Source organism: uncultured Alsobacter sp., from assembly GCF_945952055.1.
GTDB lineage: Bacteria > Pseudomonadota > Alphaproteobacteria > Rhizobiales > Beijerinckiaceae > Alsobacter.
The window spans coordinates 15609-32656 of the sequence record NZ_CAMFHB010000038.1 but is presented as its reverse complement, the minus strand read 5'-3'; the positions used below and the strand labels follow the sequence as shown (position 1 = coordinate 32656).

General features: G+C 69.1%; 21 protein-coding genes and 1 pseudogene. 8 read left to right on the top strand and 14 right to left on the bottom strand.

Going from position 1 to position 17048, the window contains the following annotated elements:
• Positions 1 to 47: 47 nt before the first annotated feature.
• Both groES and groL read left to right on the top strand, forming a co-directional pair.
• A complete protein-coding gene (groES, locus tag Q0Q47_RS23000; protein ID WP_293865376.1) occupies positions 48 to 362 on the top strand; it encodes a co-chaperone GroES in 315 nt (104 codons plus the stop codon).
• A 45-nt stretch (positions 363 to 407) separates the two neighbouring features.
• A complete protein-coding gene (groL, locus tag Q0Q47_RS22995) occupies positions 408 to 2036 on the top strand; it encodes a chaperonin GroEL (protein ID WP_293865373.1) in 1629 nt (542 codons plus the stop codon).
• Between the two features lie 60 nt (positions 2037 to 2096).
• Here groL and Q0Q47_RS22990 read toward each other — a convergent pair whose 3' ends face one another.
• The 3 genes from Q0Q47_RS22990 to Q0Q47_RS22980 all read right to left on the bottom strand — a co-directional run bounded on the left by Q0Q47_RS22990 (position 2097) and on the right by Q0Q47_RS22980 (position 3768).
• The gene (locus Q0Q47_RS22990) at positions 2097 to 2783 is read right to left on the bottom strand and encodes a transglutaminase-like cysteine peptidase (RefSeq protein WP_293865370.1); all 687 of its coding nucleotides are present in this window, start codon (positions 2781 to 2783) and stop codon (positions 2097 to 2099) included.
• Between the two features lie 207 nt (positions 2784 to 2990).
• Positions 2991 to 3395: a PRC-barrel domain-containing protein gene (locus Q0Q47_RS22985; RefSeq protein ID WP_293865367.1), complete on the bottom strand. Its 405-nt coding sequence runs from the start codon at positions 3393 to 3395 to the stop codon at positions 2991 to 2993.
• A 13-nt stretch (positions 3396 to 3408) separates the two neighbouring features.
• Positions 3409 to 3768: a hypothetical protein gene (locus Q0Q47_RS22980; protein WP_293865364.1), complete on the bottom strand. Its 360-nt coding sequence runs from the start codon at positions 3766 to 3768 to the stop codon at positions 3409 to 3411.
• Positions 3769 to 3957: 189 nt separating this feature from the next.
• Here Q0Q47_RS22980 and Q0Q47_RS22975 point away from each other — a divergent pair, with 189 nt between their 5' ends.
• On the top strand, positions 3958 to 4710 hold the full coding sequence (locus Q0Q47_RS22975; RefSeq protein WP_293865361.1) for an SDR family oxidoreductase: 753 nt from the start codon (positions 3958 to 3960) through the stop codon (positions 4708 to 4710).
• Here the strand turns inward: Q0Q47_RS22975 and Q0Q47_RS22970 are convergent.
• The 4 genes from Q0Q47_RS22970 to Q0Q47_RS22955 form a co-directional block, all read right to left on the bottom strand.
• The gene (locus tag Q0Q47_RS22970; RefSeq protein ID WP_293865358.1) at positions 4692 to 5579 is read right to left on the bottom strand and encodes a MurR/RpiR family transcriptional regulator; all 888 of its coding nucleotides are present in this window, start codon (positions 5577 to 5579) and stop codon (positions 4692 to 4694) included. The genes Q0Q47_RS22975 and Q0Q47_RS22970 overlap by 19 nt on opposite strands.
• A 126-nt stretch (positions 5580 to 5705) precedes the next feature.
• Positions 5706 to 5981 carry a translation initiation factor IF-1 gene (infA, locus tag Q0Q47_RS22965; RefSeq protein ID WP_293865355.1) on the bottom strand — a complete coding sequence of 92 codons (276 nt, stop codon included), beginning with the start codon at positions 5979 to 5981 and terminating at the stop codon, positions 5706 to 5708.
• A gap of 438 nt (positions 5982 to 6419) precedes the next feature.
• Positions 6420 to 6668 carry a hypothetical protein gene (locus Q0Q47_RS22960; RefSeq protein ID WP_293865352.1) on the bottom strand — a complete coding sequence of 83 codons (249 nt, stop codon included), beginning with the start codon at positions 6666 to 6668 and terminating at the stop codon, positions 6420 to 6422.
• Between the two features lie 187 nt (positions 6669 to 6855).
• Entirely contained in the window at positions 6856 to 7221 is a 366-nt protein-coding gene (locus tag Q0Q47_RS22955) for a response regulator (RefSeq protein ID WP_293865349.1), read from the bottom strand.
• 186 nt (positions 7222 to 7407) lie between these two features.
• On the opposite strand from Q0Q47_RS22955, the gene Q0Q47_RS22950 reads away from it, so the two are divergent.
• Positions 7408 to 8409, top strand: a complete 1002-nt coding sequence (locus Q0Q47_RS22950; RefSeq protein WP_293865346.1) for an MBL fold metallo-hydrolase — start codon at positions 7408 to 7410, stop codon at positions 8407 to 8409.
• Positions 8410 to 8423: 14 nt separating this feature from the next.
• On the opposite strand, the gene Q0Q47_RS22945 is transcribed toward Q0Q47_RS22950, so the two are convergent.
• Together Q0Q47_RS22945 and Q0Q47_RS22940 are read right to left on the bottom strand one after the other, a co-directional pair.
• A complete protein-coding gene (locus Q0Q47_RS22945; protein ID WP_293865343.1) occupies positions 8424 to 9119 on the bottom strand; it encodes an HAD hydrolase-like protein in 696 nt (231 codons plus the stop codon).
• Between the two features lie 17 nt (positions 9120 to 9136).
• Positions 9137 to 9865, bottom strand: a complete 729-nt coding sequence (locus Q0Q47_RS22940) for a GyrI-like domain-containing protein (RefSeq protein ID WP_293865340.1) — start codon at positions 9863 to 9865, stop codon at positions 9137 to 9139.
• 197 nt (positions 9866 to 10062) lie between these two features.
• On the opposite strand from Q0Q47_RS22940, the gene dapF reads away from it, so the two are divergent.
• Both dapF and mtaB read left to right on the top strand, forming a co-directional pair.
• Complete coding sequence (dapF, locus tag Q0Q47_RS22935) at positions 10063 to 10932, top strand: diaminopimelate epimerase (RefSeq protein WP_293865337.1); 870 nt, start codon at positions 10063 to 10065, stop codon at positions 10930 to 10932.
• The gene (gene mtaB, locus Q0Q47_RS22930) at positions 10933 to 12183 is read left to right on the top strand and encodes a tRNA (N(6)-L-threonylcarbamoyladenosine(37)-C(2))-methylthiotransferase MtaB (RefSeq protein WP_293865334.1); all 1251 of its coding nucleotides are present in this window, start codon (positions 10933 to 10935) and stop codon (positions 12181 to 12183) included.
• A 31-nt stretch (positions 12184 to 12214) separates the two neighbouring features.
• Here the strand turns inward: mtaB and Q0Q47_RS22925 are convergent, their stop codons facing one another.
• Positions 12215 to 12943: an RluA family pseudouridine synthase gene (locus Q0Q47_RS22925; protein WP_293865331.1), complete on the bottom strand. Its 729-nt coding sequence runs from the start codon at positions 12941 to 12943 to the stop codon at positions 12215 to 12217.
• Between the two features lie 160 nt (positions 12944 to 13103).
• Here Q0Q47_RS22925 and ftsY point away from each other — a divergent pair.
• A pseudogene (ftsY, locus tag Q0Q47_RS22920) lies at positions 13104 to 14060 on the top strand (signal recognition particle-docking protein FtsY); the annotation flags it as partial.
• Between the two features lie 10 nt (positions 14061 to 14070).
• Here the strand turns inward: ftsY and Q0Q47_RS22915 are convergent.
• Positions 14071 to 14772: a fumarylacetoacetate hydrolase family protein gene (locus tag Q0Q47_RS22915; RefSeq protein ID WP_293865326.1), complete on the bottom strand. Its 702-nt coding sequence runs from the start codon at positions 14770 to 14772 to the stop codon at positions 14071 to 14073.
• Positions 14773 to 14905: 133 nt separating this feature from the next.
• Between Q0Q47_RS22915 and Q0Q47_RS22910 the strand changes: the two genes are divergently transcribed.
• Positions 14906 to 15520, top strand: a complete 615-nt coding sequence (locus tag Q0Q47_RS22910; RefSeq protein WP_293865324.1) for a septation protein A — start codon at positions 14906 to 14908, stop codon at positions 15518 to 15520.
• 6 nt (positions 15521 to 15526) lie between these two features.
• Here Q0Q47_RS22910 and Q0Q47_RS22905 read toward each other — a convergent pair whose 3' ends face one another.
• Genes Q0Q47_RS22905 through Q0Q47_RS22895 form a run of 3 tightly spaced genes read right to left on the bottom strand, consistent with a single transcriptional unit; the run spans position 15527 to position 17039 of the window.
• On the bottom strand, positions 15527 to 16129 hold the full coding sequence (locus Q0Q47_RS22905) for a DsbE family thiol:disulfide interchange protein (protein ID WP_293865322.1): 603 nt from the start codon (positions 16127 to 16129) through the stop codon (positions 15527 to 15529).
• Positions 16126 to 16284 (bottom strand): heme exporter protein CcmD, encoded by a 159-nt coding sequence (gene ccmD / locus Q0Q47_RS22900; protein ID WP_293865319.1) that lies wholly within the window; start codon positions 16282 to 16284, stop codon positions 16126 to 16128. The genes Q0Q47_RS22905 and ccmD overlap by 4 nt, the downstream gene beginning before the upstream one ends.
• Positions 16284 to 17039 carry a heme ABC transporter permease gene (locus Q0Q47_RS22895; RefSeq protein ID WP_293865316.1) on the bottom strand — a complete coding sequence of 252 codons (756 nt, stop codon included), beginning with the start codon at positions 17037 to 17039 and terminating at the stop codon, positions 16284 to 16286. Before Q0Q47_RS22895 ends, ccmD begins: the two co-directional genes overlap by 1 nt.
• Between the last annotated feature and the right edge of the window lie 9 nt (positions 17040 to 17048).

Genomic DNA, 17048 nt, shown 5'->3' with positions numbered 1-17048 from the left:
CGGCCGGTCCCTTTGACAAACTGACCCGTTCAACGATGGAGGAACTGATGAAGTTTCGGCCGCTTCACGATCGTGTCCTGGTCCGCCGCATCGACGCGGAAGAGAAGACCGCCGGTGGGATCATCATCCCCGACACGGCCAAGGAGAAGCCGCAGCAGGGCGAAGTGCTGGCCGTCGGCGCCGGCACCCGCGACGAGACCGGCAAGCTGACCCCCCTCGACGTGCGGCCCGGAGACCGGGTGCTGTTCGGCAAGTGGTCCGGCACCGAGGTCAAGATCGACGGCGAGGACCTGCTCATCATGAAGGAGAGCGACATCCTCGGCATCGTCGAGGACACCGTCGCCCGCAAGAAGGCCGCCTGACCGGGGCCTATTCGATCCCATCACGTCTCACAGGAGTGATGTTCCATGGCTGCAAAGGACGTCAAGTTTTCCCAGGACGCGCGCGAGAAGATGCTGCGCGGCGTCGACATTCTCGCCAACGCCGTGAAGGTCACGCTGGGCCCCAAGGGGCGCAACGTCGTGATCGAGAAGAGCTTCGGCGCGCCCCGCATCACCAAGGACGGCGTCACCGTCGCCAAGGAGATCGAGCTCTCCGACAAGTTCGAGAACATGGGCGCCCAGATGGTGCGCGAGGTGGCCTCGAAGCAGAACGACGCCGCCGGTGACGGCACCACCACGGCCACGGTGCTGGCCCAGGCCATCGTGCGCGAGGGCTCGAAGGCCGTGGCCGCCGGCATGAACCCCATGGACCTCAAGCGCGGCGTCGATCTCGCCGTCGAGGCCGTCGTGAAGGACCTGCAGAAGAACGCCCGCAAGGTCACCTCAAACGACGAGGTCGCCCAGGTCGGCACCATCTCGGCCAACGGCGACGCCACCATCGGCGCGATGATCGCCCAGGCGATGCAGAAGGTCGGCAATGAGGGCGTGATCACGGTCGAGGAGGCCAAGACCGCCGAGACCGAACTCGACGTGGTCGAGGGCATGCAGTTCGACCGCGGCTACCTCTCGCCCTACTTCATCACCAACTCCGAGAAGATGGTGGTGGAGCTCGAGGACCCCTACGTCCTCATCCACGAGAAGAAGCTCTCGGGCCTGCAATCCATGCTGCCGCTGCTCGAGGCCGTGGTGCAGACCGGCAAGCCCTTGCTCATCATCGCCGAGGACGTCGAGGGCGAGGCACTGGCCACGCTCGTCGTGAACCGGCTGCGCGGCGGCCTGAAGGTCGCGGCCGTCAAGGCGCCGGGCTTCGGCGATCGCCGCAAGGCGATGCTCGAGGACATCGCCATCCTGACCGGCGGCCAGATGATCGCCGAGGATCTCGGCATCAAGCTGGAGAGCGTCACGCTCGGCATGCTCGGCCGTGCCAGGAAGGTGCGGATCGAGAAGGAGAACACCACGATCGTCGACGGCGCCGGCAAGAAGAAGGACATCGAGGGCCGCGTCCAACAGATCAAGGCGCAGATCGAGGAAACGACCTCGGACTACGACCGCGAGAAGCTGCAGGAGCGCCTCGCCAAGCTCGCCGGCGGCGTGGCCGTCATCCGGGTCGGGGGCGCCACCGAGGTCGAGGTGAAGGAGAAGAAGGACCGCGTGGACGATGCGCTCAACGCCACCCGCGCCGCGGTGGAAGAGGGCATCCTGCCGGGCGGTGGCGTGGCCCTGCTGCGTGCGCTCAAGGCGCTGGACGGCCTGAAGCCGCACAACGACGACCAGAAGACCGGCATCGAGATCGTCCGCAAGGCGATTTCCGCGCCGGCCCGCCAGATCGTCGACAACGCCGGCGAGGACGGCTCGGTGGTGCTGGGCAAGCTCCTGGAGAAGCCTGACTACGCCTGGGGCTACGATGCCCAGAACGGTCGCTACGGCGACATGTACAAGCTCGGCATCATCGACCCGGCGAAGGTGGTCCGCACCGCGATTCAGGACGCCGCGTCGGTGTCCGGCCTGCTGATCACGACCGAGGCGATCGTCGCCGAAAAGCCGAAGAAGGACGCCCCGATGCCCGCGGCGCCCGGCGGCGGCATGGACTTCTGAGCCACCCAGGCTCCGGTCTCAGGAAAGGGCGCCCTCACCGGCGCCCTTTTTTCACGTGAATCACCGCGCTGCCGTGGAGGCGACGCCGCTGACATGGTTGAGGCTGGTCCAGGCCGTCTCGGTCTGGCTCTCCCGCTTCACGTAGACGTAGCCGGTCCTGAGCCAGGGCAGGACGTCGTTGCGCTTGTTGTCCAGGATGAAGTCCCCGCGATCCGTCCGGATCATCAGCACCGCATGGCCCTCGTTGCGCTCGTCCAGCACGACGGTCATCGGCATGGCGCGGCGGGGCAGGCCCAGCGCCACCAGGCGCTTGCGCTTGAGGAGCTGGTAGTCCTCGCAGTCGCCGTAGCCGTCCTCGGCGAAGTCCCACTTGTCCACGACCCCCCAGTGCTCGAGGTCGGTCATCGGCCGCACGAACGCGTTGACCTCACGGTTGACGGTGACGATGTCGCGCCACAGCGAGGGCGTGAGCCGGATGGTGTCGGGTTCGGACAGATTGACCCGGCATTCCTCGGTATAGGCCTGGCAGAACGTGATCCACGCCGCCATCGGGCGAGCCGGTCCGGTGGCCGGGACCGACACCGTCGTCGCGGGCAGGGATGTCACGGAGTCGCCCAGCGACACCGGCATGATGGAGGAGCCGGCGAGCGTCTGGGTGCGCCGTGCATCGCCGGCGGCAAAGGCGGGCACGACCGCGAATGCCACCGCGGCTGCAGCTGCCAGGACGAGGAAATGGTGTACGCGCATGATCTTCACCCTTGATCGGGTGAGATCCTGGCGGCCGGATTGCCGTGAACTGCTGATCGAATAGCGTCAAATTTGACGGGTTGCGCCGGCTTGGCCGCAGCCGATGAAGTTGTGGTCATCGGCAGATTGGGCCGATGACCACGTTTTTGCGCTAATCAACCGAGAGTTTGTTTTGAATTGTAGGGATCGTCCTCGTCGCGGCCCCCCTCAGAAGTACCAGGGGACATTGTAGTAGTCGTAGACGCTGCGCCCGAACTGGGGATCGCTCCAGGGCGAATCCGCCGCGACGTAGCTCGGCGCGGCCTCGAGCTGGTCCTTGGTGATGTCGACGACGAAGCCGCCCAGCCGGGTGTCGTAGGTCAAGGTGCGCCAGGGCAGCGGATGGTAGCGCTCGCCGAGCCCCAGGAACCCGCCGAAGCTCATCACGGCGTAGGCGACCTTGCCGGTGAGCTTGTCGATCATGACCGTCGAGACGGTGCCGAGGCTGTGGCCGTCGCGATCGTACACGCCCGTCCCTTCCACCTTGTCGGCGGCGATCAGGCGCTCGGTTTCCTCGATCGGGAGTTCGCCGCGGCGGCCGGCATCGTGCGCGAGCTGGTGAGGATCGGGCATGGGGGCTCTCCCTTCAGCGCGGTTGGACGGGAATGGTGCTGCCGGGCGATCCCGGCGGCGGGATGACCTTGGTGGTGCCCGGATCAGGGACGGGCGCCGGCACGTGGATCTCCGGATCGACGTTCGCCGGGGGCTTGATGACCCCGTTGGAGTTCTCGAGCTGCCGGCTCAGGCTCCCCGTGGGCGGATCGTCCGAGGGCTTGGTGCCCAGCGGCGGGTCGACCTTCTCGGGGACCGTGGTCTGCGGATTGGGCTTGGCCGGCAGCGTCGGCGGTTGCGACGCCTCCTGGGCCTGGATCGAGGTGGCCCCGAGGCCGATGAAGAGAACCGTCGCCGCTGTGGCGACGAGGGTCCGTTTTCCAATGGCAGGCATGGCACTCCCCGGACTGCGACGCCGGGGCCTGCGGCCGGCCCGGCCGCCGCTCCGCGGCTTCCGGCGTCAACGGCGCAGCGCGATGCCGGTTCCCCCCGGCCAAAACGGCTTGCAGCGCGAGCCCGGCCTGACCAAAGTGGCGCCCGACGTCATGCCGCCCGAAAGAGCGGCCACAGCAGGGAGACGAGAATGTCGTCAGCACGCAAGATCGCGATCGTGACCGGAGCGGGCAGCGGCGTGGGCCGTGCGGTCGCGCTGACGCTGGCGCGCAACGGCTACGCGGTTGCGCTGGCCGGACGCCGGCGGGAGCCGCTGGAGGCGGTGGCCGCGACGATCGGCGCCGGACAGGCCCTGGCGGTCCCGACCGACGTGGGCGACCCGGCCTCCGTGCGCGCGCTGTTCGACAAGACCGTCGACGCTTTCGGCCGTATCGACGTGGTGTTCAACAATGCCGGCAGCGGCGCCCCGGCCATTCCGGTGGAGGAGCTGTCTTTCGAACAGTGGAAGGCCGTCGTCGACGCCAACCTCACTGGCACCTTCCTGTGCATCCAGCAGGCCTTCCGCGTGATGAAGGCACAGACCCCGCAGGGCGGCCGCATCATCAACAACGGCTCCGTCTCCTCGCATGTGCCCCGTCCCAACTCCATGCCCTACACGGCGACCAAGCACGGCGTGCTCGGTCTCACCAAGACGGCAGCGCTGGACGGCCGGCCCTTCAACATCGCCGTCGGCCAGATCGACATCGGCAACGCCGCCACCGACATGACGGAACGGATGAAGGCCGGGGTGCTGCAGGCGAACGGCACGGTGGCGCCGGAACCCACCATGGACGCGCAGCACGTCGCCGACGCGGTGCTCTACATGGCCGGCCTGCCGCTCGACGCGAACGTCTTCACCATCACGGTGATGGCGACGCAGATGCCCTACGTCGGCCGGGGCTGACCCGCCTCTCCCGTGCCCCGCACCGGCTTGCGGGCCGGCGCGGGGGCCGTGACGCGCTCCCCCGCGGCAACCGCCAGCGTCATCGCCAGGCACATCGTGGCCGAAAGCGAGCGGAAGGCCCCGTAGTCGGACTCGACGACCTCGAACCAGATCCGCGCGTGCGGCTGCAGGGGGCTGAAGACGCTGTCGGTGATGACGATGACGGGCGTGCCGCGCTCGGCCGCGAGGCGGGCCTGCTCGACCGTGAACGGCGTGTAAGGGGTGAAGCTCACCGCGATCATGGCATCGCGAGGGCCGGCATTGGCGAGCTGCTCGGGCCCGAGGCTGCCGACATTGTCCACCAGCACGCCGCGCAGGTTCAGCTTCGGCATGGCGTAGGCCAGGTACGCGGCGATGGGAAAGGCCCGCCTCTGACCGAGCAGATAGATCGAGTCGGCCCGCGCCAGGATGTCGATCGCCGTCTCGAGATCGCTCGAAGACACCGTCTGGCGCATCCGGTCCAGCGAGGCTGCGGCCGTTTCCGAGAAGCCGAACAGCAGGCGCAACGGGTCGCGGCCGGCCGTGCCGGCATCGTTGAGCGTGCGCAGGCGATCGGCATAGTCCGGCCAGCCTTCGCGCAGGCGATGCCGGAAGACGCTCTGGAGGTCCGAGAAGCCGGCATAGCCCAGCGCCTTGGCGAAACGGACCAGCGTCGAGGGTTGAACGGCGGCGAGCGTCGCGATGCTCGCGGCCGTGCCGAAGGCGACCTCGTCGGGATGCTCGACGGCAAAGGCCGCCACCTGCTGAAGGCGCCGCGGAAGATCGCCACGACGCTCGGCAAGCACGGCCTTCAGGCTCTCGAAGTCGCGCGGGGTCGTCGGGTCGGGCATCCGGCTCTCCGGAACGGGGGAGCCGTCATCAAATCATGCCGGAACGGATTTTCCAACAAAGTCGCGTTTCGGCAGTTTCATTCCGCCGCCGGCGCAGGATTCTGGTCTTGCGCCGGCCGGACCCGCTCAGCGGCGGCGGAAATTCGGACGTGCGGGACCACCGGGCGCCGACGAAGCCCGTTCGTCCTTGTGACGGAACACGAGACGCGCCTTGTCGAGGTCGTAGGGCGACATCTCGACCGTCACGCGGTCGCCGGCGAGCGTCTTGATGCGATTCTTCTTCATCTTGCCCGACGTGTAGGCGACCACCGAGTGGCCGTTGTCGAGCTGTACGCGATACCGCGCGTCCGGGAGGAGCTCGGTCACGAGCCCTTCGAAGGCGATGGTTTCTTCCTTGGCCATCGAGTCATCCACGTTAGGGTACAGGAGCGACACCCGCCGGTCGGCGATCGACGCGTCACGCTGCTGCCACGAGGGCGCGCACACGCGACGACGCCGCTTCTCAGCGGCCCGCTGCCCGGTCCCTACTCCTCCTGAGGCCGATGCTCAAGGGCAGGCCTCGAAAAAATGAAGGACCGGGCGCTCCTTCCCGTCTGTGTCCGGCGACTCCCGGCCGGGAAGCCGTTCAGACCGTTTCCCGCGTGACGTGGACGGGCTCGTCGGTACGGGAGCGGGCAAGGCGTGGAGGACCCATGCGATCGGCAATGTAAAGGCCCAGGCAACTTCCGCCCACGATCCAGAGAAACAGAACAAGACCCATGTATTCCATGACCGATCTCCTTTGTAAGGATGCAATGGTCACGGAAACGACGGCTGGGGGGTAATGTTCCTGGGACGACGCTACAGGGGCGGGCGGTCTGGCGTGGGGGAGGCCGGGTCGAGCATCCCGGGGATCGGCAGGCGCTCCATCGCGGCGGCGTAGGCCGCGGTCCGGCGACGGCGCCGGGCCTCGGCGAGCACGTGGGTCATCACCCCGAGCAATCTCACGTTGCGGGCCAGAGCCTTCAGGTCCTGTTTCGTGTCGGGCTCCGGCACGTCGTCGGCCAGCCATTCCAGCTGACGCGCGACCGCCTGGTAGTCGGTATGCATCAGCGCCCCCGGGCGTCGAGAGCTTCGCTGCAATGGTGGGAGGACGCGTCCTACACGAAGGCCCTTGGACTGACTCTCACCGGAATTGCATCAGCTTTCATAAGGCAAAGTCCCCGCTTCTCCAACGTATTTCGGCCGTGTCGCGGGATGAGTGAAATTGACGAATGCACGACCACGGGCCGTCATCTTACCGAGGCCTGGACGGATTCTGCACGAGGCGTGCGGCGGCCTCGGCCAACTCGCGGGGGTGGAAGGGTTTTTCCATCACGATCGTCGGTTCGTCGGGCATCAGGAACGCCTTCGCGGCATAGCCCGTGATGACCACCACCGGGAGGCCCGGCCGGATCTGCCGGCAGCGCCGCGCCAGGACCAGCCCGCTCATGTCCGGCATGTCGATGTCGGTGATCAGCGCGTCGAAATCCGGCCGCAGCGTGAAGGCCGACAAGGCCTGCTTCCCCGACGTCGCGCTTTCGGTGACGATCCCCTCGTCCTCGAGGAAGTCGCAGAGCGTCTCCGCGATCATGGCTTCGTCATCGACGACGAGAAACTTCATCACCCGGGCCTCCTTGGGCAGACCTGGCGCAACCAAGTGGGCTCGCGCGTGCGTTGATCGACCGCGATGGTAATCCACTCGCGGCGCCTTAACATTTGGGAGATTGCTTACCGGGGAATGCTTAGGCCCCGATCATCCGCTGTTCCCACCGCCTGAAAGAGGCCGGGCGACGAGCCCGGGTGACGCATGCCGGCAAGGCGCAACGCCTACTACCAGGGTCCCCGGTCGGACCACTTCGACGGACGGGTCTTCTTCAATCCGGGTCGCCCCTGGACGAAGACACCCCTCGACCTGCTCAAATGGAACCTGTCACGCGAAGGCAAGGAACCGTGGCCGGCACAATGGCCCGCGACCCGGGCGCCCCGGCCCGAGGCGCGGGTGGAGGGCGACAGGCTCGTCCTCACGGCCATCGGCCACGCGAGCTTCCTGCTGCAGACGGCCGGGCTGAACATCCTGCTCGATCCCGTCTGGTCCCCACGCGTCTCTCCCGTACGCTTCGCCGGGCCGCAGCGCGTCAACGCGCCGGGTGTCGCCTTCGAGGAACTGCCTGCGATCGACGTCGTCCTGCTCACCCACAACCACTACGACCATCTGGACGTGGACACGCTCGGCAGGCTCGGCCGCGAGCACGCGCCGCGCCTCGTCACGGCGCTGGGCAACGACAGCATCCTGCGCAAGGCGGGCATCGCCATGCCCATGTCCGCGCACGACTGGGGAGAGCAGATCGCGCTCGCGGACGGCGTGAGCGTCACCTTGGCCGAATGCTACCACTGGTCCGCCCGCGGGCTCTTCGACCGCCGCCACGCGCTGTGGACCGCGTTCGTGCTGGAGACGCCGGGAGGCGTGATCTACCACATCGGCGACACGGGCTATGGCGACGGCCGGCCCTTCCGGGCCGTGCGGGAGCGTTTCGCGGCACCGCGCCTCGCCATCTTGCCGATCGGGGCCTACGAGCCGCGCTGGTTCATGAAGGACCAGCACGTCAACCCCGACGAGGCGGTCCGCATCATGCTGGACACCGGCGCGGTCCATGCGGCGGGCCACCACTGGGGCACGTTCAAGCTCACCGACGAAGGCATCGAGCGGCCGCCGCAGGCTCTCGAGGTGGCCCGGCGCCAACACGGCGTGGCCGCCGAACGCTTCCGGCCGATGGCGCCGGGCGACGTGTGGGAGGTTCCGCCCGCCTGAAAGCGGGACAGGCGTCAGCCGGGAGGCAGCCCCAGAACGTGGCCGAGTTCGTCGGGGGTGCCGACGATGGCGGCCGCGCCCGCGGCCGTCAGCTCGGCATCCGATCCGTAGCCCCAGCGCACGCCGATGGTGGCCATGCCGACGGCGGCCGCGCCGATCGCATCATGCTCGCGATCGCCGACGATGACGCTGTCGGCGGGGTCGAGGCCTTCGGTCGCGAAGAGGAAGCGCAGCAGCTCGCGCTTGTTGGCGCGGGTGCCGTCGAACTCGGAGCCGTAGATGCCCTCGAACCGCGCCGCCAGGCCGAAATGCTCGAGGATGCGGACCGCATAGACCCGCACCTTCGACGTGGCCACGAACAGCCGCCGGCCGTCGGCCTCGAGCCTCGCGAGGAGGGCGGGAATGCCGGCGATCACCTCGTTCTCGAACAGCCCGACGACACCGTAGCGCTCCCGGTAGAGCGCGACCGCGCGGTCGGCCTCGGCATCCGACCCGAGCAGCTTGACGAAGCTCTCGCGCAAGGGCGGGCCGATGACCCATTCGAGATCGTCCGCCGAGGGAGGCGTCCGTCCGAGCCTTTCCAGCGCCACCTGGAACGACCGGGTGATGCCGGGCTTGGGATCGGTGAGCGTTCCGTCGAGGTCGAAGATCACCACGCCGGGCCGCGGGGGCAGGGCGCGGCGCGGCGGATCCGCGGGATCGTGGGACATGGGGGAGCGAACGGGGGTTACTTCGGCTGCACGTAGATGAAGAGTTCCATGCCGGTGTCCCCGGCATCCTTGCCCGGGTTCACGTATTCCTCGGTGAAGGACTCCTTCACCTCGATCCCCTTGGCGTCGAGATAGGCCGAGATCGCCTCGTAGGTGGAATCGATGTCGTCGTAGGGCGCGCGGTGCACGAAGCGGATGGCCCGGCCCTCGGGCGTCTTGCCGACGCCGATCTCCGGCGCGAGGCCGCCGGGGCGGCCCGCCGGGGCGGCGGCCAGGGGCAGCTGGGCCTCGAACTTGAACCCGGTGTCGTCGGTCTCCAGGAACGAGGCCAGGGGAACGCCGGCCGCCTGCAGCCCGGCCTTGCCGGCTTCGGTCTTGAGCTTGTCGAAGGCCTTGATGAGGACGTCGTAGCCGTCGTCCCAGGTGGACTGGCCACGCACCGTCAGGGCCGGCCGGGAGGACAGGACGACCTCGTCCGGCATCGAGGGATCGGCCGGCGCGGGCGTCAGCGTGAGCGGGGCGGGCGTGCCCTGCGCCGCCGGAGGGACGGGTGCGGGCACGGTCGGGGCCGGAGCCACGGGCGCGGCCGGCGCGGGAGAGGCCGGGGCCGGCGTGGCGGGGGCCGGCGCGGCGGGCGCGGGGGTCTGGGTCTGGGCCTGGGCCACCGTGAGCCCCACCCCCAGCACGATCGCGGCGATGGCCGGACCGCGCTTCCACACCGGGTTACGAACGCATGTCCTGGCCATCGCGACGCCTCCGGACGCCTTCACAGGGCAGCCCGAATCGGCCGCCATCATGATCCGATTGTAGTGTCCACCCCCCACCCAAGTCGACCGTGAGCCATGCTGGGCGGCCCCGCGGAACAAGCCGGACTCGTCGAGATTGCGATCCGGGGCTATATGAGCGCCATCCGCGCACCGGCGGACCCGGAGACGAGACGAGCATGAGCGCGCTGAACGGCCGCCCGTATCTGAAGATGAACGGCGCGGGCAACGAGATCGTCGTCCTCGACCTGCGTGGCTCGACCGTTTCCGTGACCCCCGCCGAGGCACGGGCTATCGCGCGGGCACGCGAGTCCCATTTCGACCAGCTGATGGTGCTCCACGACCCGGTGACGCCGGGGACCGACGCGTTCCTGCGGATCTACAACACCGATGGCTCGCTGTCGGGGGCCTGCGGCAACGGCACCCGCTGCGTCGCCTGGGCGGCGCTGCAGGGCACCGACCGCCGGAGCCTTGTGCTGGAGACGCAGGCGGGCCTGCTGCCGACCACGCGGGACGGCGACGTGGTGTTCACGGTCGACATGGGCAGGCCCCGTCTGCGCTGGGACGAAATCCCCCTGGCCGAGCCGTTCGAGGACACGACGGGCATCGAGCTGCAGGTCGGGCCGATCGACGCCCCGGTCCTGCACACGCCATCCGTGGTGAACATGGGCAACCCGCACGCGATCTTCTGGGTCGCGGACGTCGAGGCCCATGACCTCGCCCGGGTCGGGCCGCTGCTCGAGAACCATCCGATTTTCCCAGAGCGCGCCAACATCTCGCTCGCACAGGTCACGTCGCCGACAACCATTCGGCTGCGGGTGTGGGAGCGTGGCGCCGGGCTGACGCGCGCCTGCGGATCGGCCGCCTGCGCCGTCGCCGTCGCCGCCGCCCGCAAGGGGCTGACCGGACGCCGGGTGGTGATCTCCCTGCCCGGAGGCGACCTGACCATCCATTGGCGCGAAGAGGACGACCACGTGCTGATGACCGGCCCGGTCGAGCTCGAGCACCAGGGCACGTTCCGCGCCGACCTCTTTGCGGGAGCCGCCTGAATGAGCGTCGAGGTCCTCACCTTCGGCTGCCGGCTCAACACGGTCGAATCCGAAGCCATGCGCCGCGAGGCCACGGCGGCCGGGCACGAGGGTCTCGTCATCGTCAACACCTGCGCCGTGACGGCCGAGGCGACCCGCCAGGCCCGCCAGGCCATCCGCCGCCTCAAGCGCGAGCGCCCCGACGCCAGGATCGTGGTCACCGGCTGCGCGGCGCAGGTCGAGCCCGAGCGCTTCGCCGGGATGGCCGAGGTCGACCGCGTCATCGGCAATGCCGAGAAGACCGCCGCCGCCACGTGGCAGGCGCTGGCCGATCCGGCCGCTTCGACCGAGCGCGTGCAGGTGGCCGACATCATGGCCGTGCGCGAGACCGCGCCCCATCTGCTCGACGGCTTCGAAGGCCGTACCCGGGCCTTCGTGCAGGTGCAGAACGGCTGCGACCATCGCTGCACCTTCTGCATCATCCCCTACGGCCGCGGCAATTCACGCTCCGTGCCGATGGGCGCGGTGGTCGACCAGGTGGCCCGCCTCGCGGACAACGGTTATGCCGAAGTCGTCCTCACCGGCGTGGACATCACGAGCTGGGGCGCCGACCTGCCCGGCACGCCGAGGCTCGGCACCCTGGTCAAGGCCGTCCTGAGGCACGTTCCGGCCCTGCGGCGCCTGCGGATCTCCTCGATCGACTCCGTCGAGGCGGACGACGACCTGCTCGAGGCCCTGGCCGACGAGGAGCGGCTGATGCCGCATCTTCACCTGTCGCTCCAGGCCGGCGACGACCTGATCCTCAAGCGCATGAAGCGGCGTCACCTGCGCGACGACGCCATCCGGTTCTGCGCCTCGGTGCGCGCGCGTCGGCCGGACGTCGTGTTCGGGGCCGACATCATCGCCGGCTTCCCCACCGAGACGGAAGCGATGTTCGAGCGCTCGCTCGATCTCGTGGAGGCCTGCGGGCTCACCCACCTCCACGTCTTCCCGTTCTCGCCCCGACCGGGCACTCCGGCCGCGAAGATGCCGCAGCTGGCGCGCGACGTGATCAAGGACCGCGCGAGGCGCCTGCGCGAGGTCGGCGAGGCCGCGCTGGAGCGCCATCTCGCCGCGCAGGTGGGATTGCGGCGCAGCGTCCTGGTGGAAACGGAGTCGCTGGGGCGCACCGAGGGTTTCACGCCGGTCCGGCTCAATGCGCCCTTCGAGCCCGGCGTGATCGTGGACCTGCCGATCGCCGGCCACGACGGGCGCATGCTGCTGGCGGCCTGACCGGATCCCGTTTCGAAAGACGTGGAGCCTCTCAACCGCTCCAGCCGCAAGCCTTGAGCCTGTCGGTCATGTGCACCGGCACGGGCGCCTCGACCCGGATCGGATCCTTGTTCTTGGACAGCGGAACCACCACCTCCCGGGCATGCAGCTGAAGCCCCGGCCCCCCCGAGCGCGGCCCGGACCCGTAGACGGGGTCGCCGACGATCGGCCAGCCGGAGGCGGAGCAGTGAACCCGCAGCTGATGGGTGCGGCCGGTGAGCGGCTCCATCGCGAGCCAGGCGATCGGGGAGCCCGCGTCCGGGTCGACGCCCCGGCCCATGACGCGCCAACGGGTCTGGGAGGCCTGGCCCTCATCGTCGACCTTCATCCACCAGCCACGCCCGGGATCGAGCCGGCCGAGCGGCAGGTCGATCAGGCCTTCGTCGGCGGCGGGACCACCGTCCACGACCGACCAGTAGGTCTTGCCGACCTTGCCCTGCTTGAAGAGCTTGCCCAGCGCCTCGAGCGCCTTGCGGTGGCGACCGAGCACCAGGCAACCGGAGGTGTCCTTGTCGAGGCGGTGGGCGAGCGCCGGAGGCCGCGGCAGGCCGAAGGTCAGCTGGTCGAAGAACTGCTCGAGGTTGATCTCGCCCGCGGCGGCCTTCGGGCCCTTGTGCACGGGAACGCCCGCCGGCTTGTCGATGACGAGCATCAGCCCGTCCCTGTAGAGCAGGCGCGGGAGCAGATCGAGCGCGGGCGAGGGAGCGGGAACGGTGGTCATGGCCGACGCTTAGAGGATTTGGGGCCCGGCGCAAACCGCTTCCGGTCCGGCCGGGAAACCGGTAAGCGAGGGCTGCAACGGTGAAGGATCCATGAGCGACACCAACGGCGACGACGCCCCGAAGAAAGCCGGCCTTCTGTCGCGCCTGTTCGGACGCGAGGCTCCCGCCCCGCAGCCGGCGAGCCCGGCGGCCGAGCCGCGCCTGTCCTGGTGGCAGCGGCTGAAGCAGGGGCTGTCCCGCTCGTCGGGCGCCATCGGCACCGGCATCACGGACCTCTTCACCAAGCGCAAGCTCGACGAGGACACGCTCGAGGGTCTCGAGGACATCCTCGTCCAGGCCGACCTCGGCGTGGACGTGGCAGGCAGGATCGTCGAGGCCGTCGGCAAGGGCCGCTACGGCAAGGACATCGCGCCGGAAGAGGTGAAGGCGATCCTCGCCGCCGAGGTCGAGCGCACCCTGGCACCGGTCGCGCGGCCCCTCGTCGTCGACGACCGGACGAAGCCCTTCGTCATCCTGATGGTGGGCGTCAACGGCTCGGGCAAGACGACCACGATCGGCAAGCTCACCTCCAAGTTCCGCAGCGAGGGACGCTCGGTGATGCTGGCGGCCGGCGACACCTTCCGCGCCGCGGCGATCGAGCAGCTCAAGGTCTGGGGCGAACGCAACGGCTGTCCCGTCGTGGCCCGTCCCCAGGGCGCCGATGCGGCGGGCCTGGCCTTCGATGCGCTGACGCAGGCGCGCGAAGCCGGGACCGACGTGCTCCTCATCGACACCGCCGGCCGGCTTCAGAACCGGACCGAGCTGATGGCCGAGCTCGAGAAGGTCGTGCGCGTGATCCGCAAGGTCGATGCGCAGGCTCCCCACGCGGTGCTGCTCGTGCTCGACGCGACCGTCGGCCAGAACGCCATTTCGCAGGTGGAGATCTTCGGAAAGGTCGCGGGCGTGACCGGGCTCGTGATGACCAAGCTCGACGGAACCGCGCGCGGCGGCATCCTGGTGGCGCTGGCGGCGCGCTTCGGCCTGCCGGTGCACTTCATCGGGGTGGGCGAGGGCATCGACGACCTCGAACCCTTCGAGGCCGCCGACTTCGCCAAGGCGATTGCCGGGATCGACTGATCCCGATCGCTCACTCCACCTTGAGGACGATGCTGCCCAGGCCCTCGACCGAGCCGGTCATGGTCTGGCCGCGGCTCACCGCGCCGACGCCTTCCGGCGTTCCCGAGAAGATCACGTCGCCGGCCTTGAGCTCGAAGTAGGTGGACAGGATCGCGATCTGCTCGGCCACCGACCAGATCATGGCCGAAAGGTCGGAGGTCTGCTTCACCTGCCCGTCGATGAGGAGCTCGATCTTGCCCTTGGCGGGGTGGCCGACCTTAGAGGCCGGATGGATGGGCCCCACGGGCCCGGAGAAATCGGCGCTCTTGGCCACCTCCCAGGGGCGGGCCAGCTTCTTGGCCTCGTCCTGCCGGTCACGGCGGGTCATGTCGAGGCCGACCGCATAGCCGAACACGTGGTCGAGCGCCTTCTCGACCGGGATGTCCCGCCCGCCCGAGCCGAGCGCCACCACCATCTCGATCTCGTGGTGATAGCTGGAGGTCTGCGGCGGGTAGGGATGCACCGCGGCGACGCCGTCGGGCACGGGCTGCAGGGCGTCGGCCGCCTTGGCGAAGAAGAACGGCGGCTCGCGGGTCGGGTCTCCGCCCATCTCGCGGGCATGGGCGGCATAGTTGCGGCCGATGCAATAGACCCGGCGAACCGGAAAGAGCTTGTCGGTGCCCACCACCGGCAGGGCGGGGCGGGGATCGACGGAGATGACGTAGGACGACATGCGAGCCTCGAACGGCAGGACCCGGCACCCGGGATGGCGCCGCGGGGGACTGCTCTGCTAATAAGTTCGCACCATAACGGCCGTTGGCGCTCCGGCAAGGCCGGGGGTGGCGCGGCGGAAGGACGGATGCGGCATGGCTGAACCAGGCAAGGGCGACACCGGGCTCCTCGAGGGACGTGCGATGCGCTCCCTGAACCCGATCCTGAAGCTCGTGCTGGAGCTCGGCCCGCTCGTCGTCTTCTTCCTGGCCAACCAGAAGGCGGGCATCTACGCAGCGACCGGCCTCTTCATGGGCGCGGTGCTGATCTCCCTGGTGGTGTCCTACGTCCTCACCCGCCACCTGCCGGTGATGCCCATGGTCTCCGCCGTGGTCGTGCTGGTGTTCGGCGGACTGACGATCTGGCTGCACGACGACCTGTTCATCAAGCTGAAGCCCACCATCGTGAACAGCCTGTTCGGCGCGGTGCTCCTCGGCGGCCTGGCGTTCGGGCGGCCGCTGCTGCCGCTCGTGCTGGACACCGTGTTCCAGCTGACGGACGAGGGCTGGCGCAAGCTGAGCTTTCGCTGGGGCGTGTTCTTCTTCGTGCTGGCGGCGATCAACGAGGTCGTGTGGCGCACGCAGACGACCGACACCTGGGTCAACTTCAAGGTGTTCGGCATCATGCCGCTGACCATGGCCTTCGCGCTGGCCCAGACGCCGCTGATCCTGCGGCACGAGGCCAAGAGCGAGGACGGCGGCCAGGCCTGACCGGCCTCAGGGCTTCAGCTCGGCCCCGGCCTTGAGCAGCGCCTGGCGGAAGGGTCCCGCCAGCGCCTGCTCCGTCAACGGGCCGACGTGCTTGTAGGCAATCGCGCCGTTGGCATCGACGATGAAGCTCTCGGGAACGCCGTAGACGCCCCAGTCGATCGCGGCACGGCCCGCGGTATCGGCTCCGACGGCGCTGAACGGGTTGCCGAGCGCCCCCAGGAAACGGCGGGCGTTCTCGGCCTGGTCCTTGTAGTTGATCCCGACCAGCCGCACGCCCTGCATGCGCGCGAGCTGCATGAGGACGGGATGCTCCTCGCGGCAGGGCGCGCACCAGGACGCCCACACGTTCACGACCGTGACCTGGCCCTTCAGCGACGCGCTGTCGAGACCGGGCATCGCGGCCCCGTCTCGCTGCAGCCCGGCCACCGGCGGGAGCGTGAAGGCCGGCACCGGCCGGCCGATCAGGGCCGACGGCAGCTTGGAGGGATCGCCCGACTGCAGCCGGAAGAAGAACAGGAGCGCCAGCGCCGCGAAGGCCAGCAGCGGGATGGCGAGGAGCCAGCGGCGGGAGGGCGCGGCTGCGGCACCCGAGGCGGGATTGTCGGTCACGCGTCGCGCTCCGACCGGCGACGCACGCCGCGGCTCTCGAGCTGCGCCAGGGTCGCCTTGAGGCTGCGATGATCGAGCAGGGTGCGCACGACGAGCGCTCCGATCACGAGCACGGCCGCAGCGTAGGCCGCGATGATGTAGCCGGCATGGGTCATCAGCGGGCCGTCTCCAGTCCGGCTTCGACGCCGCCGTCACCCTGCGCGGCCAGGAGGCCCAGGGTGCGCACCCGGCGGCGCAGGATCTCGTTGCGCATTCCCGCCAGGTGCAGGGCGAAGAACAGGGCCGTGAACGACACGGCCATGATGAGGAGGGGATAGAGCATCGAGCTGTCGATGGTCGGCCCGCCCATGCGCAGCACGCTGGCGGGCTGGTGCAGCGTGTTCCACCAGTCGACCGAGAACTTCACGATGGGGATGTTGACGAAGCCGACGAGCGTCAGGATGGCGACCGACCGGCCGGCCCGCACCGGATCCTCGATGGCGTTCCAGAGCGCGATGACGCCGCAATACATCAGGAACAGCACGAGCACGGAGGTCAGGCGCGCGTCCCAGACCCACCAGGTGCCCCACATGGGCTTGCCCCACAGCGAGCCGGTGACGAGGCACAAGGCCGTGAACGCGGCGCCGAGCGGGGCCGCGGCCTTGGCCGACACGTCCGCCAGCGGGTGGCGCCAGACCAGGGTGCCGAGCGCCGACAGGGCCATCACGCTGTAGCAGGCCATGGCCAGCCACGCCGACGGAACGTGGATGTACATGATCTTCACCGAGTCACCCTGCTGGTAGTCGGCGGGCGCGACGAAGAACACGAGCCAAAGGCCGGCCGCTCCCGCGAGGAGAGCCAGGGCCCAGAGCACCGGAATGGCTTTCCCGGCCAGGCGCAGGAACACGGTGGGGTTTGCATAGCGCAGCATGGCTGTCTT

Excerpts from the sequence above, each read along its gene's own strand:
- dapF (WP_293865337.1), top strand. The coding sequence starts at position 10,063 with ATGAGCGCGCTGAACGGCCGCCCGTATCTGAAGATGAACGGCGCGGGC.
- Q0Q47_RS22975 (WP_293865361.1), top strand. The coding sequence starts at position 3,958 with ATGTCGTCAGCACGCAAGATCGCGATCGTGACCGGAGCGGGCAGCGGC.
- infA (WP_293865355.1), bottom strand. The coding sequence starts at position 5,981 with ATGGCCAAGGAAGAAACCATCGCCTTCGAAGGGCTCGTGACCGAGCTC.
- Q0Q47_RS22970 (WP_293865358.1), bottom strand. The coding sequence starts at position 5,579 with ATGCCCGACCCGACGACCCCGCGCGACTTCGAGAGCCTGAAGGCCGTG.
- Q0Q47_RS22895 (WP_293865316.1), bottom strand. The coding sequence starts at position 17,039 with ATGCTGCGCTATGCAAACCCCACCGTGTTCCTGCGCCTGGCCGGGAAA.
- Q0Q47_RS22925 (WP_293865331.1), bottom strand. The coding sequence starts at position 12,943 with ATGACCACCGTTCCCGCTCCCTCGCCCGCGCTCGATCTGCTCCCGCGC.
- Q0Q47_RS22960 (WP_293865352.1), bottom strand. The coding sequence starts at position 6,668 with ATGCATACCGACTACCAGGCGGTCGCGCGTCAGCTGGAATGGCTGGCC.
- groES (WP_293865376.1), top strand. The coding sequence starts at position 48 with ATGAAGTTTCGGCCGCTTCACGATCGTGTCCTGGTCCGCCGCATCGAC.
- Q0Q47_RS22945 (WP_293865343.1), bottom strand. The coding sequence starts at position 9,119 with ATGTCCCACGATCCCGCGGATCCGCCGCGCCGCGCCCTGCCCCCGCGG.
- Q0Q47_RS22910 (WP_293865324.1), top strand. The coding sequence starts at position 14,906 with ATGGCTGAACCAGGCAAGGGCGACACCGGGCTCCTCGAGGGACGTGCG.
- Q0Q47_RS22950 (WP_293865346.1), top strand. The coding sequence starts at position 7,408 with ATGCCGGCAAGGCGCAACGCCTACTACCAGGGTCCCCGGTCGGACCAC.
- mtaB (WP_293865334.1), top strand. The coding sequence starts at position 10,933 with ATGAGCGTCGAGGTCCTCACCTTCGGCTGCCGGCTCAACACGGTCGAA.
- Q0Q47_RS22980 (WP_293865364.1), bottom strand. The coding sequence starts at position 3,768 with ATGCCTGCCATTGGAAAACGGACCCTCGTCGCCACAGCGGCGACGGTT.
- Q0Q47_RS22915 (WP_293865326.1), bottom strand. The coding sequence starts at position 14,772 with ATGTCGTCCTACGTCATCTCCGTCGATCCCCGCCCCGCCCTGCCGGTG.
- Q0Q47_RS22990 (WP_293865370.1), bottom strand. The coding sequence starts at position 2,783 with ATGCGCGTACACCATTTCCTCGTCCTGGCAGCTGCAGCCGCGGTGGCA.
- Q0Q47_RS22985 (WP_293865367.1), bottom strand. The coding sequence starts at position 3,395 with ATGCCCGATCCTCACCAGCTCGCGCACGATGCCGGCCGCCGCGGCGAA.
- Q0Q47_RS22940 (WP_293865340.1), bottom strand. The coding sequence starts at position 9,865 with ATGGCCAGGACATGCGTTCGTAACCCGGTGTGGAAGCGCGGTCCGGCC.
- ccmD (WP_293865319.1), bottom strand. The coding sequence starts at position 16,284 with ATGACCCATGCCGGCTACATCATCGCGGCCTACGCTGCGGCCGTGCTC.
- groL (WP_293865373.1), top strand. The coding sequence starts at position 408 with ATGGCTGCAAAGGACGTCAAGTTTTCCCAGGACGCGCGCGAGAAGATG.
- Q0Q47_RS22955 (WP_293865349.1), bottom strand. The coding sequence starts at position 7,221 with ATGAAGTTTCTCGTCGTCGATGACGAAGCCATGATCGCGGAGACGCTC.